Source organism: Ignavibacteria bacterium (genome assembly GCA_025612375.1).
Taxonomy (GTDB): Bacteria; Bacteroidota; Ignavibacteria; order Ignavibacteriales; family SURF-24; genus JAAXKN01.
In genome coordinates this window covers 75,019-92,944 of the sequence record JAAXKN010000015.1, presented here as the reverse complement: position 1 = coordinate 92,944, position 17,926 = coordinate 75,019, and the positions used below count along the sequence as shown (strand labels likewise).

At 43.7% G+C, this 17,926-nt stretch carries 17 protein-coding genes; 8 read left to right on the top strand and 9 right to left on the bottom strand.

The window, feature by feature from the left end:
• The first annotated feature begins 155 nt into the window (after nucleotides 1-155).
• The 4 genes from HF312_11410 to HF312_11395 all read left to right on the top strand — a co-directional run bounded on the left by HF312_11410 (nucleotide 156) and on the right by HF312_11395 (nucleotide 2,103).
• Nucleotides 156-614 carry a TPM domain-containing protein gene (locus HF312_11410; protein ID MCU7520813.1) on the top strand — a complete coding sequence of 153 codons (459 nt, stop codon included), beginning with the start codon at nucleotides 156-158 and terminating at the stop codon, nucleotides 612-614.
• Nucleotides 615-657: 43 nt separating this feature from the next.
• Entirely contained in the window at nucleotides 658-1,596 is a 939-nt protein-coding gene (locus HF312_11405; GenBank protein ID MCU7520812.1) for a Zn-dependent hydrolase, read from the top strand.
• A 79-nt stretch (nucleotides 1,597-1,675) separates the two neighbouring features.
• Nucleotides 1,676-1,861, top strand: coding sequence for an addiction module toxin, HicA family (locus HF312_11400; GenBank protein ID MCU7520811.1), 186 nt, complete (start codon nucleotides 1,676-1,678; stop codon nucleotides 1,859-1,861).
• A complete protein-coding gene (locus tag HF312_11395) occupies nucleotides 1,861-2,103 on the top strand; it encodes a type II toxin-antitoxin system HicB family antitoxin (protein MCU7520810.1) in 243 nt (80 codons plus the stop codon). Before HF312_11400 ends, HF312_11395 begins: the two co-directional genes overlap by 1 nt.
• Here HF312_11395 and HF312_11390 read toward each other — a convergent pair whose 3' ends face one another.
• Nucleotides 2,104-3,030 carry an EamA family transporter gene (locus tag HF312_11390; GenBank protein ID MCU7520809.1) on the bottom strand — a complete coding sequence of 309 codons (927 nt, stop codon included), beginning with the start codon at nucleotides 3,028-3,030 and terminating at the stop codon, nucleotides 2,104-2,106.
• Between the two features lie 307 nt (nucleotides 3,031-3,337).
• Between HF312_11390 and HF312_11385 the strand changes: the two genes are divergently transcribed.
• From HF312_11385 to HF312_11375, 3 genes are all read left to right on the top strand, one after another.
• Complete coding sequence (locus HF312_11385) at nucleotides 3,338-5,821, top strand: M20/M25/M40 family metallo-hydrolase (GenBank protein MCU7520808.1); 2,484 nt, start codon at nucleotides 3,338-3,340, stop codon at nucleotides 5,819-5,821.
• 365 nt (nucleotides 5,822-6,186) lie between these two features.
• Nucleotides 6,187-6,627 (top strand): DUF2721 domain-containing protein, encoded by a 441-nt coding sequence (locus tag HF312_11380; protein MCU7520807.1) that lies wholly within the window; start codon nucleotides 6,187-6,189, stop codon nucleotides 6,625-6,627.
• Nucleotides 6,620-7,219, top strand: coding sequence for a leucyl/phenylalanyl-tRNA--protein transferase (locus HF312_11375; GenBank protein MCU7520806.1), 600 nt, complete (start codon nucleotides 6,620-6,622; stop codon nucleotides 7,217-7,219). The genes HF312_11380 and HF312_11375 overlap by 8 nt, the downstream gene beginning before the upstream one ends.
• Before the next feature lie 7 nt (nucleotides 7,220-7,226).
• Here the strand turns inward: HF312_11375 and HF312_11370 are convergent, their stop codons facing one another.
• Nucleotides 7,227-7,736 (bottom strand): hypothetical protein, encoded by a 510-nt coding sequence (locus tag HF312_11370; GenBank protein ID MCU7520805.1) that lies wholly within the window; start codon nucleotides 7,734-7,736, stop codon nucleotides 7,227-7,229.
• Nucleotides 7,737-7,860: 124 nt separating this feature from the next.
• Nucleotides 7,861-8,454 (bottom strand): 5-formyltetrahydrofolate cyclo-ligase, encoded by a 594-nt coding sequence (locus HF312_11365; protein ID MCU7520804.1) that lies wholly within the window; start codon nucleotides 8,452-8,454, stop codon nucleotides 7,861-7,863.
• Nucleotides 8,455-8,730: 276 nt separating this feature from the next.
• Between HF312_11365 and HF312_11360 the strand changes: the two genes are divergently transcribed.
• Nucleotides 8,731-8,895, top strand: coding sequence for a hypothetical protein (locus HF312_11360; protein MCU7520803.1), 165 nt, complete (start codon nucleotides 8,731-8,733; stop codon nucleotides 8,893-8,895).
• A gap of 44 nt (nucleotides 8,896-8,939) precedes the next feature.
• Here HF312_11360 and HF312_11355 read toward each other — a convergent pair whose 3' ends face one another.
• The 6 genes from HF312_11355 to HF312_11330 all read right to left on the bottom strand — a co-directional run bounded on the left by HF312_11355 (nucleotide 8,940) and on the right by HF312_11330 (nucleotide 17,923).
• Nucleotides 8,940-11,087 carry a hypothetical protein gene (locus tag HF312_11355; GenBank protein ID MCU7520802.1) on the bottom strand — a complete coding sequence of 716 codons (2,148 nt, stop codon included), beginning with the start codon at nucleotides 11,085-11,087 and terminating at the stop codon, nucleotides 8,940-8,942.
• 90 nt (nucleotides 11,088-11,177) lie between these two features.
• Nucleotides 11,178-12,947, bottom strand: coding sequence for a UvrD-helicase domain-containing protein (locus HF312_11350; protein ID MCU7520801.1), 1,770 nt, complete (start codon nucleotides 12,945-12,947; stop codon nucleotides 11,178-11,180).
• Nucleotides 12,948-13,334: 387 nt separating this feature from the next.
• A complete protein-coding gene (locus tag HF312_11345) occupies nucleotides 13,335-13,727 on the bottom strand; it encodes a copper resistance protein NlpE (protein MCU7520800.1) in 393 nt (130 codons plus the stop codon).
• Nucleotides 13,728-13,777: 50 nt separating this feature from the next.
• The gene (locus tag HF312_11340; GenBank protein ID MCU7520799.1) at nucleotides 13,778-14,212 is read right to left on the bottom strand and encodes an SWF/SNF helicase family protein; all 435 of its coding nucleotides are present in this window, start codon (nucleotides 14,210-14,212) and stop codon (nucleotides 13,778-13,780) included.
• A gap of 36 nt (nucleotides 14,213-14,248) precedes the next feature.
• Entirely contained in the window at nucleotides 14,249-17,383 is a 3,135-nt protein-coding gene (locus HF312_11335) for a DEAD/DEAH box helicase family protein (GenBank protein MCU7520798.1), read from the bottom strand.
• A gap of 75 nt (nucleotides 17,384-17,458) precedes the next feature.
• Nucleotides 17,459-17,923 carry a nuclear transport factor 2 family protein gene (locus HF312_11330; GenBank protein MCU7520797.1) on the bottom strand — a complete coding sequence of 155 codons (465 nt, stop codon included), beginning with the start codon at nucleotides 17,921-17,923 and terminating at the stop codon, nucleotides 17,459-17,461.
• Nucleotides 17,924-17,926 lie beyond the last annotated feature (3 nt).

The following is a 17,926-nucleotide window of genomic DNA, read 5'->3' as shown; positions in this document are numbered from 1 at the left end:
AGGCAACGAATCATTTTTCAATATCCCAGGGTTACATTATTTATGAGTCAACTCGCCTCCCCCGAAGGGGGAATTTCCACTTGTATTAAACCCCCGCGTTAAGTATTTTTATCAATGCCGGGAACTGAAGAATTTAATAATAACTAAATACTAATATGGAACTTCCAACATTATATCACCTGATGGATGACGACGACCTCCTCATGATCTCTAACGCAATTAAAGAGGCCGAGAAAACAACATCCGGAGAAATCCGCGTCAGCATCAGGGAGAAAAAACCCTTCTTAAAGCGCAAAAAAACTATAGAGGAAATGGCTAAAGAAGAGTTCTTCCGCCTCGGAATGGATAAAACACGCGACAAGACGGGTATCCTTATTTACCTCCTTCTTTCTGAAAAAAAGTTTCATGTTCTTGCCGATACCGGAATTAACGAAAAAGTGCAAGATAATACCTGGCACAAAATTAAAGACGATATGCAGGAAAAGTTCCGCCAGGGATTCTTCTCCGACGGCATCACTCTGGGCATCCGTGAAGTCGGGGAGGTCTTAAGCAGACATTTCCCCATTAAGCAGGACGATACTAATGAACTCCCCAATACGGTCTCATTCAGATAAATTGTTCTGATGAATTATAAGTTTTGTTTAGGTGAATAGCTTGATGAATAGAAGATCTTTTATTGAAAAGGGCTTTTTAGCTTCCCTTGGCTTTGTTTTAACTTCCCCTTTTACAGGCCGTAAGGAGGACAGCCTCAGCGCTGCTGCTCTTAAAGTGAACCATCCCGACACCTCGCTCTGGAGCGATAACAGCCTCAGCCTTTCCTGGATCGGGCACTCCACAGTCCTTATGAACTTCTACGGCAAATGGATCTTAACCGATCCCGTCTTCTACGGACGCGTGGGCATTTATGCCTTGGGCTTTACCTGGGGACCTTCACGCTATTCAGCCCCGGCGCTTTCAATTGAGGAGCTCCCCAAAATAGACATGATTCTCCTTTCACACGCCCATATGGACCATATGGACTGGGAATCCTTAAAAACAATCGCTGAAAAGCAGCCCGGGCAAATTGACGTTGTAACTTCCTACCACTCCAAAGACGTAATTCAGGAACTCCCGTGGAAATCCCTTAAAGAACTCGACTGGGGTGAAAGCCACGAAATAGACTCAACAAAAGTCCGCGCCTGCGAGGTAAAGCATTTCGGGTGGAGATTCCCCTGGGAAAAAGACCGCTCAAGAGGCTTCTTTAAGGACGGCAGGAGCTATAACGCCTACCTCATAGAACGCAGCGGAAAGAAAATCCTCTTCGGCGGCGACACGGCTAACACAAATAAGCTCGAGGTCCTGAAAAACGAAGGCGTGGACGTTGCAATTATGCCTATAGGCGCCTACCGGCCATGGAAATTCAACCACTGCAACCCCGAGGAGGCTCTCATTATGGCCGAAAGAATGAATGCCAGATATTTTATTCCTATTCACTGCAATACATTCCAGCAGGGAATGGAACCCCGTGATGAACCCCTCAGGTGGCTTAATGAATCTATAAAGAACTATTCACTTAAACTGGGGCTTAATGAGATAGGACAGAGCTTCCGGATCTAGACTGAATCTTTCTAAAAGAATTGAAATTCTGCAATCCTTCTTATATAATATTCATATAAGCCGTGGGATGATGTCTGCCATGAAAGCTAAGGAACTTATAAGGATTATTGAAAAGGACGGATGGTATCACTTCCATTCGGAAGGGGACATACTTCAGTTTAAGCACACGCTCAAAATGGGCATTATTACCTTATCCGGCAGGCCGCACGGCATGCTGGCCCAAAACTCCATAAATAACATTCTTGATAAAGCAGGTTTAAGATGATGAAATACCTGATTATAGTGGAAAAAACAAAAACCGGCTTTTCAGCCTATTCACCCGATCTCGAAGGATGCGTTGCCACGGGATTTTCAAACGAAGAGGTGGAGCGTGCAATGCTCCTGGCAATCGAAGCCCATCTGAAAAGCCTGAGGGAAGAGGGCTACATTATACCGGAACCCGGATGCTACGCAAAATATATAGAAGTCCCGGATAAAACACACGAAGAATATTCCATGGGACAGTAGTTACCTCCTGGCAGGCGCCCCTTCACTTTCCGGGAGCTTTTTGTCCAGCTGCTGGTAAAGAATTCCCCCAATGATCAGAATAAGCCCTGTTATGGAATAAACCGAAATCTTTTCATTCAGTATAAACGTAATAAAAATAAGAGATATAAAGGGGGAAAGGTACGCCAGCGTGGAAGTCCGCGCTCTGTTTTTACTCAATGCAAGCCCCTTCATCCAGAGGAAGAACGTAACTCCCATTTCAAAAAGGCCTACATATGCAGCGCCCAGTATGTAAAGCGGGTCAGCAACTTTGAAGCTCCCGAAGAACATAAGATACAAGGCTGAATAAACCGTTCCCATAAAAAATGCCCCGAAAAGTTTGGACGGGGCCTCTCTTTTATCTATGACATTTAATATCCAGTACGCGCCCCAGATAAGTGAGCTCCCGACGGCAAGTATAACGCCTTCGGGGTCGTGGAACTTCAGGCTGAAAATGTCCCCTCTTGTAGCAATTACAACAACCCCAATAAAAGCGGTTAAAAGGCCAGCCACAGTCTTAAAGCCCAGTTTTTCTTTCAGGAACAAAGCCGACATAATGGATATCATTATAGGCCATGTGTAGTTAAGCGGCTGCGCCTCATAGGCAGGAAGGAGCGAGTAGGCCTTAAAGAGCACCATATAGTAAAGGAATGGGTTCAGCAACCCCAGGAACATGCTGTTAGGAATATACCGCCCTTTCAGCTCCAGGAACATTTTCTTCCTTTCCGAAAACATCATAATAATAAAAAGGACGATTGTGCTTGTAAGCGAGGAATAGAATAAAAGCTGCTCATAGCCCAATCCCTCAAGAGCCAGCTTAAAAGCCGTAGCCACCGTAGACCACAGCAGCACCGCGCTTACGGAATAAATAAACGATCTTTGTCTATATAGAAATCGGGAAATATTCATGCTGCAAAGTAAGAAAATATTGCTCAGTTTAACAGCTGTAATTTTATGGAGATAATTGAAGAGTGACCTTGATGCCTTCGGAATCTCAGTCTGAATGTCATTTAGCGATCTGACGCCTGCAACTGTGGACTTAAAGCTGGCTATGATAAAGTCTGGAAGAAGAATAAATACATATATTTATGAGTGAGAATCAGTACAAGTATGTATTTACCTTCATAATCCTTTTACTTATGTTGCAAAAGAAAAAGACACTCTTTAACCATAGATCGCCATATTTCCCAGATAATTAAAAGAAGAGCTGCTTCCAATGAGAAATCTTATTAGTTTCGGTCTTTTGGCAATTCTTTTCATCTGCTCAAAAAGTTCGGCTGAGAGCAATCCGGAATCTCAACTGAGACCATCATACTCTTTACATGGCCAAAACAACTCCTCCTTATCTGATAAAGACACAATGATCAGCAGAGTTATAAATGAGGTAAATTCAGACAGCATAAAAAGCTACATGCTTATGCTTGAGAGTTTTAATACAAGATATTATTCTGCTCCAAACAGATATTCTGTTGTCCAGTGGATTATTAATAAATTCAGGAGCTTTGGTTACTCGGAGGTTTATGCTGACTCATTCTTAAATCAGGGCATATGGTGTAAGAATATAACTGCCACCTTAAATTCCAATTCTACTCAGAAGGAAATTCTAATAGCAGGAGCTCACTATGACTCTGAGAATTATACCCTGTCCCCTGGAGCAGATGATAATGCAAGCGGTGTCTCAGCAGTGCTTGAGATGGCAAGAATATTAAAACACTCTGGAGTCAATCTTCCCCGCATTATAAAGTTTATAGCTTTCGACTGTGAAGAAGCAGGACTTGTAGGAAGCATGGATATAGCAAAGAAATTCAGGGAATCTGGGCAAGAAATCGGATTAATGATAAATCTTGACATGATTGCAAATGCAAGCGACACATGCAGGTATCTGAAAATTTATTCTTACAAGGGATTAGAACCATATCACCAGCTTTCTGATATAATTACTAAGAATTATACAACTCTTGAGCCTATAAATCTATATGACTATCATGGGCGTTCAGACAGCTACAGTTTTAATTATTATGGTTATCCTTCTATATATTTTGAAGAAAATGAGATCAATATAGATAGATACCATTCGTCAGGTGACTCAACTTCTTATTGCAATATACCTTATACAAAGGAGGTTGCAAAGGCTGCATTTGCTAATTTACTCCAGTATACATTTCTGCCCTCACCTGTAAAAAATTTATCTGCAGCCAATATTGGTGATGGTCAAAGTATCAGGCTAAAATGGGCTAAAAGCAATGAATCAGGTTTTTATAGGATATATATAGGGAAGAATTCTTATATCTATGACTCATCGATTACTGCTTCGGATACAAATATTGTAATAACAGGTTTAGCTGAAGGCTCTACGTATTACTTCGGTGCAGCCATTACAAGTAATAATTTTGAAAGTGTGATAAATGAAGTAGCAATAATTCCAGGCCATACACCATTAGCGCCTCATAACTTTAAGGATGATCCTCAAAAAGATAAAATTGTACTTTACTGGCAGAAGAATACCGAAGAAGATCTAAGGGGATATAATCTTTACAGGTCAATTGATACAGCTAATGGGTTTATAAAAATCAATACTGAGGCAATTAATGACACATTATATTCTGACAAAGAAAGAACTGATACATCTTACTATTACTACGTAACGGGTATAGATATAAACGGGAATGAAAGCAACAGAAGTAACGTTCTAAAATCACATGCTGTGACATTAAACCACGGACTACTCATTGTAGATGATTCGGATGAAATAACGGGAGACAAATACACAGATTCTCAGATCGACAGCTTTTATATTTCCCTTCTGACAGATAGAAAAGTCAGCTCATACGACTTAGTAAAGCTAAGGAGTATAAAACTATCCGATCTTGGAATGTACACTACAGTTATCTGGCATAATGATTCATATATTTCCAGCCCAAAGTATATAGATGAACTTGGGAAATATCTGGACTACGGCGGAACCCTGTTATATACAGGCAGCAACGTCTATGATTTTAAGCCTCATAAGGCTTACGAGATACCGTATGACTACACAGAAAACGATTTTATCTATAAATACCTGAAAATCAAACATTTATATAATGCAGGATTTTCCGAGTTTATTGGAGCTGTATCTGCCAACGACAGTTATAGATCAGTCGTAATTGACCCGTCAAAAAATCCTTCCGGTTATTTAACAAAAGTCGAAGCATTGCAGCCTGCTCCAGGAGGCAGCGTTGTACTTACCTATGATTCCAAATATAATGACGATACATATGGAAAATTAAAAGGGCAGCCGGTAGGCATTGAATATATTGGGAACGATTATAAAGCCGTAGTGCTTAGCTTCCCGCTTTTCTATATGAGCCTAAATGAGGCAAAAGATCTTATAAATTATATTATAAACGACAGATTCGGCAATGGAACCGAAGTTCATAACAGCCATAATATAGTTGGGAAATACTGGCTGTATCAAAATTATCCAAATCCCTTTAATCCTGAGACCAGAATAAAATATGATATTCCCGAACCCTCATATATAGAATTAAAGGTCTATGACATACTTGGAAGAAGTATCTCTACATTATATTCGGGTTTCAGAAAGTCTGGGAGATATGAAGCATTATTTGACGGCAGCAATCTCCCAAGCGGGATATATGTCTATCAGTTGAGGTCCGCTAATTATATGACTTCAAGGAAGTTTCTGTTGTTGAAATAAATTGGACAATACTTTTGTAAATAAGCCAGCATTAATGTTATGGAAATTAATGCTGGTTATTTCCTTAAAGATATTATGGAAAATCTCATTTCATTTATCATATAATACTTTTCAAAATTACAAACATTCCCCGACATTACCTGATTACCTGCCCGGATAAGACCTCTGCAATGTATATCGGAAATAAAATAAGTGTGATGAATAATTTTATTCCGGAAAATAGAACGGATTTTTTTATTTTTAAAGGTCTGCCTTGGCTTTTTATGGGCAGTTATATAAATTATTTAGACTTACTGATTAATACAGGATTGAAAATTATGCAGATCGTTGGACAAAATGTTACGGTTACTCAGATAATCCAGCTCATGCTGGCTCCCGCTGTTATGATTAACGCATGCGGACTGCTTATTCTCGGTATCAATAATAAATATTCACTCGTCGTCAACAGAATACGCCTCCTTAATGAGGAAAAACGCCACCTTGCGCTGAAAACAGGAGGCAGGGACTTTACTTATGAGGAAAACATCCGCCTGGAAAGCATCGCGCACCAGCTAAGAGAACTCGTCTTCAGAGTCAAACTCGTCCGCAACGCGGTCTTAAGCTATACCGCCGCAGTGGCACTGTTTGTTATGACTTCACTTTTGATTGCAATAGACTTCTTTAACCAGACACTTCACCTTCAGGGCCTGATAATTGCCGCATTCGTAATCGGAATGATAGTGGTCGTTGTCGGCATAGGCTTCGCATTTTTCGAAACTAAAAAAGGCTACGATATCGTGCAATATGAAGTAAAAGCAGATGAATGACGGTAACCAGTTCTCCGAAGACGAATTCCTGGAACCTGAGAATATGCTCATTCTCTATTCCAGAGGCGCCTTCCCTATGGCCGACGAGGAAGGGAGGATCGACTGGTACTGGCCCCAGACCAGGACCGTAATACCTCTCGATAACTATAATTTCCCCAGAAGCCTGCGCAAATTTATGGAGACATCGGGCTTTGAATACCGCTTCGACTATAGCTATATGCGGGTTATTAAAGGCTGCGCCGGACGGGAAACTACATGGATATCTGATAAACTCATCAGGGCGTATAAAAGACTCCATAAGGCAGGACACCTCCATACGGTGGAAGCCTGGCAGGGTGATAAAATTGTGGGAGGGCTCTACGGTATTACTTACCGCGGAGCCTTTTTCGGCGAATCAATGTTCTCAAAAACCCCGCAGGCCTCAAAGGCCTGTCTGATTAAACTTATTGAACACCTGAATGAAAAAGGCTTCCGGATGCTCGACGTGCAGTACCAGACTGAACACCTTAAAATGTTCGGTGCCGTTGAAATTACTTTCCGGCAGTACGAGGATATCTTAAAGAGGGCTTACCTTTCTGACTCTAAATTCTGATACCTACTTAGGGATAAAACCTCAGCCCCAGCGCCAGATCCACCGCCGCGCCTGAACTGGGTGCAAGCCCTACAAGAGCCCCCATCTCAAAGAATATCTCCAGTGGAACCCTGGCGGGAATAACATTAAGCCCGAATGAGCCCCTTACACCAAGACCCACATCACTTGCAGGCCTGTAGAAGAACCTGTCTTTATCATCTTTATACCAGAAGCCGTCGCCTCCGCGTCCGAACCCGAGAGCGCCGCCTAAACCTGCGTAAAGCATTGCTACACGCGAGCGGAAGGCATCAATGTGCCACAGATAATCCACATTAATGCGCGGACTTCCGAAATATGAGCCCCCGATGCTTCCTGTAAGTGCATTCTCCCTGTTAAACCAGTACTTGAGCGTGAGGCCCGTAGGCTCACCTAATATAATTCCAAACCCGAAATTCTTCCCTTCAGGCCCCTGCGCCAGGCTTTCTTTGGAAAAGCCCAGAATGAGGACAAGAATTACAAAAATATATTTTCTGAACATCTCTGTCTCTTCTGATTTCTTGCGTATAATTATTATTAAAAGAAAGCCGTTTCATTTACAAGTCATGATTATAATCATGCATAGGGGATTCACAAGGAGGATCCGGCTGGCGCCACTCTGACATCTACTGTTTTCCGTTTTCCCGCGTGTTGATTACCCTCAGCTCTGTAACAATCTTGTCTATCCTCACGTCGTGCAGGTCGCTTTCAATGTAATCAAAAACCTGAAACTCAAAGGCTGCCACCATCTTGGGGGCAAAGGTTTTCTTTAACAGACGGTCGTAATGCCCCCCGCCCTGGCCTACACGCTGCCCGCTTTTCGATATGGCAATGGCAGGCACAATAAAAAGGTCTATGTCCGAAAGGTCCTCGCCTGCAGATATTCCAGGCTCCCAGTAACCGTCGGAGTTCTGAATGAGGTCACCCCAGCCTGTAAACTGGGCGCGCCTGAAGGTCCCGTTTTCCTTATGAAACTTCGGCAGAAATACCTCTTTTCCCCGCCCAAAGGCAAAATCTATAATTTTCCGCGTGTCAACTTCACCCGGACGCGTGGATATATAAATGTGCAGCTTTTTGGCGTAATTAAATTCATCCGTATTCTTCAGATGCGCAATTATCCTCTCTGTTTTAAGTGATGCTTCAGCAGGAGTCAACAAACGTCTTTTTTCAAGGACCTTCTTTCGGGCCTCGGACTTGGGTATTAAGGTAAGCAGCGCCACTTTAACCTCTTTAGTTGTTTGACAATTTCAGCCTGTTGGACTTTAATATAATAATTTGACCGGTTATTGGAAAGTATTTTATTGAATCTGAGGGGGTGGGAATTCAGCATTAAAAGAAAAATTTTGTATTAATTCTCTGCAATTCTCAAATTAATCAGTTTGACGGAAAAATTTTTTTCATATATTGCGAATTATTTTTAAAAAATTTTCCGAAAACACCACTCGTCACCATATATATTTGTATAAAGAATTTTAATTTGGGGAAGGTTAGCTGAAATGGGGAAGAATCCGGAACAAAAGAGCAATAAGCTGGAGAAAATTATTAAGTCTTTCAACGAGCAGGCAAAAACTCTCCAGGAAATAATTGATAAAGTAAAGGCAGTTGATCTCGACGCCGAATTCCCGCAAAAGGAAGACGAGGAGCAGAAACAGGAAAAATAGCGCCACGGGGGAAATGGCGCCTCTGATTCCTTTTTATCAATTCCTTACTGCCCGAAAGTAATTTTATTTTTTCCGCCCGGGAATCTGTAGGTGTATTCTCCCGTAACGGAATTAATAAACTCAGGAAAATCTCCTTCTTTCCCGTTAAGCAATATGCTCGCGGGCTTTTTACTTAGACTTATATATACATTCCTGTTTTCTTTATAAGAAACCTCAACCATTGAGCCCATTCTCTGTGCACTTTCAACTTCACAGCTTAAAGAAGTAACATAAAGCGTCTCTTTACCTTCGGTGCTCTTTCCCGTTTTAATTTCGTTTTTTCCCGCGGGCACAATAACTGACCTGTTATTTATCAAAGGCCAGGGTTTGCCGTTTATTGTTACTTCGGGCCGCAAAACTTCTGTTTCAAGAATAAATGACTTCGGGGATTCTGAAACGTATTCATTTTCTTTGGTCTTCTTCAGCATGGCCGCCGAAGCTAAAGCGTAAGGGGAATACTCATAGTCGTAAGGATAAGGGGTGTTGTCCGCATAAATGCATACCCTGTCTGAATTCAGCGCCGCTTCGCGTATCAGCTCCATGAGCTCAAGACCTGTCTGTACCGGGGTAGGATACGGGTCGTCACGCCCTTCATCCACAACATTAATGTCAAGCGTCAGTGTTGCGCCTGCGCCAAGCTTTTCCCTGTAGAAGCTTCCTATCTTTTTATACCGGTCGGGCCCCATTACCCATAGGGGATACGGATCTTCCGCCTGCATGGTAAAACCGAACTCCTTCTGCAGGCTTACGTAATCCTTTGTTTCAACTCCTATAGCGCTTTTTACTTCACGGCTTAGAGGGTTGTCTATCTGCGTAAGATAAATATCAAGATCCTTTTCTTCTCTTAAAGGCCCCAGGAATTCCAGCACCTGGCGGTTCAGCTTCGTGCAGAGGTCAGCCCTGTATTCAAGAAATTTGTTCAACAGAGTTTTGTCTTTTCCGTAATAATTGGGGCTTGACGGACTGAAAATATTAATGGGGTCCTTTCCATACGTCTTCCTGAACTCATTCCTTACAAAACTGCTCATCGGGGTAAATGACGCCGGGTGCCTGTAGCCCAGCAGCGATTCAAAATAAAGCTCCGCTATGTCCACACCGTCCCAGTCCTGCGCCTCAATATATTCTTTAAGATAATCTTTCACGGCCTTAAAGCACTCTGGGTTTTCAAGTGCCATAAGCTTCCGCCAGTCGAGCGCCGCGTCCTCTCCCGTTGCCTTCTTCTGCCGCCATTCCGGGTGCATATTCCAGAACTCCTGGCTTACCATCGGGAGCTCCAGCCAGAGATAAACAAGTATTCCGTTTTTATGGCATTCGCCGATAAAACTTTCAAAATAATCCCCGCAATTATCCAAAGTGTACCAGCCGCTTAAGTGAACCTCCCCGATCCCGTAATCCTTTAACCTTGCGGCAAGCACCTGAGGATCCTCCTCGTCATGAAACCCGTAGTCCACGTAGGCTACAAGACGGTTATCCCTTATAAAAGGCTTGTAGTTAAAAAATCCGAGGAAATATTCGTGGAAGTAGGGGAATCTTTCATATCCGAATGAAGCCGGCTTGTCCAATGGAAGTGCAAGATATATGAACTTTCCTTTTCCCAGGCTCCCCCCGGCGGCCAGCGCCATCCCGCTTTCAGGCTCAACCGAGAAAGTCTTAAGATCCAGGCCCGTAAATTCCTCGGCCTGAAGATTACTGCGGAATTTTATTTCAACTTCAGGATGACTTAAATCGCGCGCAAACTTAACGCTTCTACTCCTGCCCGGAAACTTAAGCCCCAGCGCCTCGGCTAAAGATGAACGGGTCTCAGTTATAACGTTTATCCCGTTCCGGACGAAGTTCAGGATTTCTTTCCTGACGTTTTCCGTCATGCTTAGTGCCGCGTCAGAAGGAATAATAAGCACCCTTACTTCATCTGTCTTCAGGCTTTTTAAGTCTGAAACCTCAACAGGCTTTATCTTAAAGCCGAAAGAAGCAAAGGCGTTAAAATACTGGCTGTAGGAGGAAAGGGGAGTCGTGCCGCATTTAAGCAGAACAATTGCCCCGTCGCTTTCAAGCCTTTCCTCTGCCAGGGAAAACTTCCCGTAGGCCAGAAGGAAAAATAATGTTATAAGTAGTCTGAAAAGAAGAGTTTTTTTACCAAAAGAGACAGTTTTCAAATTTTGTATCCGTAGTTTAAGTGAAAGTAATTGCTTTTGCGGATCATCATTTTTTCAATCAGCAGGATTTACTTCCTGCAGGCAGAGTCATTAGTATCTCTCAGGATCCAGGTCGTATTTGCTGTAAAGGTCCAGTTCATCAAGGCGTTTTCTTACCGCTTTTTTAGTTGCGCCGAAATGCTCGGCAATAAATTTCATCGGGACATTCTTCGACACCCTTTTCTCAAGTTCCATGTCCATTTCCCTTGTCCACCTTACATTCGAAGAGGCCGGTTTCTTAAATAATATGCTTTTACTGACCTTTGAGGAATACCTCAGGGAATTCTCACGCGCGGGTATGAGGAAATGTTTTTCCGAAGAAAGAAGCGCTTCCTGCTCCTCTGGGCTTAAGAGTTCTTCAGGTATTTTAAGCCTCGTCTTTGTACGCGTAATTGCCACATAAAGCAGGTTAATTTCCTCGGCAAGCCCTGCTGCATCTATATTCTTGATCCCCTCTTTTCTTATGGCTTTTTTAATTGCCTCTTCGGAAATAAAATCCTTCTCAAGCGTCACCTCGTCATATTCCATCCCCTTGCAGCGGTGCACGGTTGAGAATATCATATCGGCCTTATGGCGCTCGCTGTCCGGAAGGTGCCTTTCCTTCAGAAGTTTTATAAGGCGGGGGAGTTCCCGTCCGTATTCTTCCACAATGTCAATGAGCATCAGAAGCTCTGTTTCCTCACTCTGTTCGGCGTACTCTTTAAGCTCCTCAAGCCCCTTCATGCGGCCTATCAGTTCGTCACGCACTAAGTGTGTGTTCCCTTCAGAAAGGTTCAGCACGTCGTAGAGCGACGCTCCTTCACCGGCAAAAATATAGGAATTCAGGTTGCCTTCAAAATAAATTTTATTCACGCCGCTGAAACCTGTAACGAGACTTATTGCCTTTACAAGAAGCCTCAGGTTTGTTCTGGCAATTACGGCTCTTGTCTTCAGCTCCTTCCTGTGGCCCAGTCCTGTTATTGTGTTTTCTTTATAATCAGTGAAATTTTCCTTCCACTTAAGCACCGACATTGCAAGGCGGGCCATCTCTTCATCCAGGCGGAAGCTGGTGCCGAGAGACATTTCACCAAAGCCCTCAACTTTTTCAAGCGAGTTAATTGCATAGCGCCAGCCGTAGATCTGCTGATGCGTGTCGCCAACGATAACCTTGCCCGCATCCTGATTCAGGAAAACGTCCAGCATTGCAGGGGATGCATCCTGCCCTTCATCAAAAAGTATATAGTCGTATTTAAGAAGCGGGTTTTTAAGCTGGAACATCTTGAGGTAGAAGTCGTGCGTTATGTCAATTTCAGACTTCAGCATTTTGGTCAATAGAAGCCTTGTTCCGTACTCAATCTGCTCATAATAACTCTGGACGAAAGCCTTTGCAACAGGGTCGTTTACAACCTGGCTGTAGTCCAGTTCCTGCACTTTTTCTTTTGTGCTGTTGCAGTAATACGAAACAAACTTCTTTATGTGGTTTGCAAGGACGTAGACGGCATTCCTGTCGCGGCTGTTTGTCTTAAGAGAAAGAATATCCATAACCTGACTTGTGCCTAGGCTGCTGCCAAGCGTGTAATTGCTTCTTTTAACAATGGAATCAAAAGCCAGTGAGTGAGCCGTTTCAACCCTTACGTTTCTTAGGCCTTCCGACTCGAAACGGTCGCGCGCGTATTTTTTTACCGATGAATTAAAAGCCAGGTAGAGGAGCTTTTCCGATTTCAGGGCTCTTTTGCGCGCATATTCAATAAGTGTGGTTGTCTTTCCCGAGCCCGCAACGGCGTTGATTTTAAGATCACCGTGACTATTTACAATATTCTTCTGTTCCTGGGTTAAATGCATATGTATCTATAGTGGACTTCCTCTTAAGTATCCTGCCTAAAAAATGAAAGACAAAGGTAACCAACCCGCGCTAAAAAATCAAAATAAAAGGGAAAATATCGGGGTCTTGTAATCTGATTTTCGGGCTCTTCCTTATCAACAGCAATGTTTTCATCTGATTCATTTGAGCCTCGGAAGAGGCGACTTGTCTGTAGAAAATGCTGTCATAAAAAAATATTCATAGCTCCGGAGGAGCGTCTTGTAAAAGGGGTATAATCGTATTCACCAATCATACAGGTCGCCTCTTCCAGGGCTCTAATGAGAGGTGGGGAAACATTTCCTTCTACAGACAAGTCGCCTCTTCCGAGGCTCTGGTGTGTATTTGGGGGAGTACTTTTACTTGTTCTCTTAACAATTGCATTTGCGGATTTTCTTCAGCAGGATTGCGGGTTTGTCTTTTACCCTCCACAAAAGCCCTTCTTCTTTAACTTCCAGCGCCCTCCCGGGCAGTATCTTATCCAAAAGACTGTTGCGCAGGTCGTAATAATCTGAACTGTTATCAGGCGTAAGCGTCACCTTATCGCCTTCAATATTCCAGCACCCCGTTTCGGTCCTTATTTCAGAAGGATCCCTTACCTGAAGGCTGTATGAGTAGTCTTCATTTATCTGGATATTCACCCACGTCTTCTGCCCTCTGACGGAATCAATTGGGACCTCGTACTCACCGGAAGGCCTGTCCTGGGCTAAAAGGACACCTGTGAAGATAAATATGAGCAATATATGTATTCTTAAAACCTTCATGTTTTACCTGCTTTCCAGGCAAAGATAGGAAATCCGCGTGAAAAGTTAAATCACCTGAGGCTGAAAATCTTCTTTAGTTCACGCTCCGGAAGCTCCGTAATCCAGCTTTCTCCAACCGACACGGTCAGCTCCGAGAGCTCTTTTTTCTGCTTTATCATGTCGTCAATTTTCTCTTCAAATGTGCCAAGCGTTATGAGGCGGTGGACTGTAACGTTCCTGTGCTGGCCTATGCGGTAAACGCGGTCTGTTGCCTGCGTCTCCACGGCAGGGTTCCACCAGAGGTCGTAATGAATAACCCTGGCAGCCGCCGTAAGATTAAGCCCCGTTCCCCCGGCCTTAAGTGAGACTACCATGATCCTTGTTTCCGGATTCCCCTGGAAGTCACTTACTATTTTATCCCTCTGGCTTCTTGTAAGAGATCCGTGAAAGAAAAATGTCTTCTCGTTTAGTTCTTGTGATATCATGCTCTCCAGTATATCCCCCATCCCCTTATACTGCGTAAATATCAGTATCTTCTCTTCCTAGCGTAGCATTTTCCTGAGGAGCTCAAGCGTTTTCTCCGATTTCCCGGAGAGCTCACTTCTAAAGTCTTCCTCTTTCTTAAACTGCGAAGGGTGGTTGCAGATCTCTTTAAGCTCCGTAATAAGCTTAAATATGGCCCCTTTTCTTGCCGCCCCCTTATTCAGCTTCAGCTCACCCAGGGCCGACTTTACAACCTCTTCATATAATACCGTCTGATCCTTTGTAAGAAAGCAGTATTCATCAAACACTATTTTATCCGGCAGGTCCTTTATTATTTTTTCATCTGTTTTAAGGCGCCTTAAAATAAATGGGGAGGTTATCTTCCTGAGCTTTGTTATCTTCTCTTTATCCCTGTACTTTTCAATCGGCATGGAAAAGTTCTTCCTGAAGCTTCCGAGCGTGCCAAGATAACCGTTATTAATATAATCAAATATGCTCCAGAGCTCTGTCATCCTGTTCTCAACCGGGGTGCCGCTCATGGCTACACGGTTAACCGCGCTTATCGACTTAACGGCCCTCGTCTGCTCGGCATCGGGATTCTTGATATTCTGCGCCTCATCTATAATGCCGATAGCCCAGGTAAATTTGCCGAACTTCTCCTCATCACTTCTTAATGTGCCGTAGGTTGTAATAACAACATCCACATTTTTAAGCATAAGCCTCCTTTGCGCGCCGTGATAGACAAAGACCTTCAGCTTCGGGGCAAATCTTGCAAGCTCTTTATACCAGTTTCCTGCAATGGTTGTAGGGCATACAACAAGGGCAGGGGAAGTGAGCTTTCCTTCTTCCTTGAACCTCAGTATGAGTGCAATTACCTGCACGGTTTTCCCAAGCCCCATATCGTCAGCCAGGCAGCAGCCGAAGCCCTTTACAGCATTCGTGTAAAGCCAGCGGAATCCCGTCTTCTGGTAAGGCCTGAGCTTTGTGTGAAGGTCCTCGGGATAAGTCACCTCCTCTGGCTTCAATAGCGCTTCAATCTTTCTTGCCAAAGCCTCGGCGGGAATGAACTTTTTCCCCTGGAACTCTCCCGTAAGAAATGTCTGCAGTATATCCCTGGGCGAAAAATCTTCCGGCTTGCGCGATATTTCATCCAGAATTGCCTCGGCCTTCTCAGGATCTAAGAGAAAGTAGCTGTCCTTAAGCTTTACAATTCCTCTCGACTCCATAGCCATCTTCCGGAATTCCTCGGCCGTAATCAGGGTGTCTCCAATAGCCACCTGCCACTGAAATTCCAGCAGGTCCTTTAAAGAAAAATATGTCAATGACTCATGGTGATCCCTGTCATTTGCCGTAAGTATCAGTTTAGGCTCAGCAAGGTCTTTTATGTTCTCCGGCAGAACGACCTTAAGCCCAAGCAGGTTTAATGTATCTGAAGTTTTCGTTATAAAATCAAAGATCTCCTCAGAGGTCATCGTGCCTAATTCCTCTCCCGAGCTGTTTAGAACTGCATTCAGCTGCGGGAAGTATTCAGAGGCTATCTTAACCTCGCGAAGGAGTTCTGTTCTTACTATTTCGCTTTCCATCCCGAAAAGGCTCCCTTTTTCTTCAAAGAGCCCCGAAAAGGGGAGCGGCTTTGAGCCTTCTTTCTGCCTGTCCCTTATTTCAACCTGGACTGAGTACCTGTCGGCTGTTATACTCTTAATTACCACCACAGGCTGAAGTGTTCTTTTTCTGAAGGTAATCCTTTCAAGCCAGTCCAGAACTGCCTTGGCGTAACTTTCTTCCTCAAACTTTTCAGGCTTAAAACGTTCCCCTTTAAAAAAAGCGTTATATATCTTCTGGTCGAGGAAAAAGAAGTTCCTCCCCAGCTTTGCCTCCTGCTGATGCACTATATAGGTAATGAATTCAGAAAGCACGAAAAGTTCAGGTTCTTTGAACACCGCCTGGTCGCTTTCCCTGAAAATAAAATCTTCCGGCGCCATGTTTTTAAGAAGCTCCATTGCCGCCTGCGTCTTCTCATCGTGTATTAGAGGCGTGTAGCGTATAATAAAGCTGTTGTCTTCAAAAAGCGTAAGCTCTGGGATAAAAGAAAATGTTTTCACCAGCGCCAGGGCAATTGATGAGGCGAGGTTAAGAAACATTACCGGGCGCGATGAATTATCACTGGAAAGGTCAAGGGGCAGTGAAAGGAAGTAGTTCATTACGTCCGTTCTTTCAGCAGCCTTCATCTTTTTTTTCTGGAGGCTCAGACTATTGCCCGAAAGCACGGGCATGTTAAGCTGAAGTGGTTCATCTCTGGTTTTTATTCCGGGGATGTACGTCTCAGGCGAGAAGAGGAAAACGGGTTCACTTTCACGGTAACTGGACTTTTCCTTTTTAGGCTTTTTTCCGCTGCATAGTATATGAATATCCAGGCGGTTCATCCGGACGTTTATTTCATCTTCAACATTTATTGTCTCGGCAAAGGAGGTAAGCGACTTATACTTTTCAATCAGCAATAGCTTAAAGTTGCTCTCGTTATAGAAGAGGGGATTGTCGGGTAGAAGCGTAAAAAGTGACCTTATATTAATGTCGTCAAATGACAGGTCGGGCTCCCTTTCTTCAGGCATTGCGGCATTTACACCCGCCTTTTCGTAAGGGATAAACTCGTCTTCTTCCCTGCTAATCTCCTCAATTGCAACAAGCCCCGCGTTTTGCATCAGCTCTTCTGTAGAAATGCCGCGCAGATTAAAAAGTATGAAAGGGTTTTTATCAATTTCATTTGCAATGAGGTAATAAACCGCGGCACGGTGCCGGCATGGGTTTTCTTTTTCCTCACACGTGCATGAGGAGGTAACTCTCTGCCAGCTTGTGGGGAAAAGGGGAATCGACTTCTCCTTCATCAGCTCCAGCATCTCTTCAGGAAGCCTGCCCAGGCTTAAATCGGAGGCAAGTGCAGGCTTTCCGCTTATGATTTTTTCAACCTGGCGTTTTTCTTCATCGCTGAATTCTATAAGCCTGATCTTCGGCTTATAGGTTTCCTGGTCGTGAACAAAAGCCAGTATTTCACGCCTCTCAAATTTTATTTCTTTGACATTCCCACGGGCGGCATATGCCTTCCCCTCCTCAAGCCTGTCCCTGTCAATGTCACTTTTCTCCAGAGCCTCAATCCACGCATTGCCCCACCACGTCCTTCCGAAAGCACTTCTTTCCACCTTATCCTCTTACTTACGATTACTCATCTTAAAAGATAAGGAATACCGGGAAATTTTAGGGGTCAAATATTATTTCTATTTCTTTTCAGCTCTTAGGCCTTCGTTTCCGGCGTCAAGAACGAACTTCCAGCGGCCGTTTTTATCTCTTTTCCATATTGTAACGTACGTTCCCTCACCAGTCAGTTTTAACCCGCCCGGGGTCCTCACTTCATAAGTCCCGTAAGTGTACCCCAGCTCCCCTGAAGATGCTATATCTGCAAAGACGGGTTTCCATATGAGCACAAAGGACGTGTCGGGCCGCCTGGAAAGAAGGCTTCTGATGGCAGATTTTCCCTCAACTGGATAGCTGTTTTTTCTTAATAGTACGGCGCTGTCTGAAGCAAAAGCAAGGAACGCCTCGTTTGACCCTTTTTCCTGTGAAAGCCTGGAGAACTCCATGTCAGCCTTCAGAAGCAGGTCTTTTCCTTTCTGCAGGTTAGTCTGTGCCGCTGCGCTGGAAATTATAAGCAGCGGGAACAGAGATAAAACAAAGAATCTCATAAC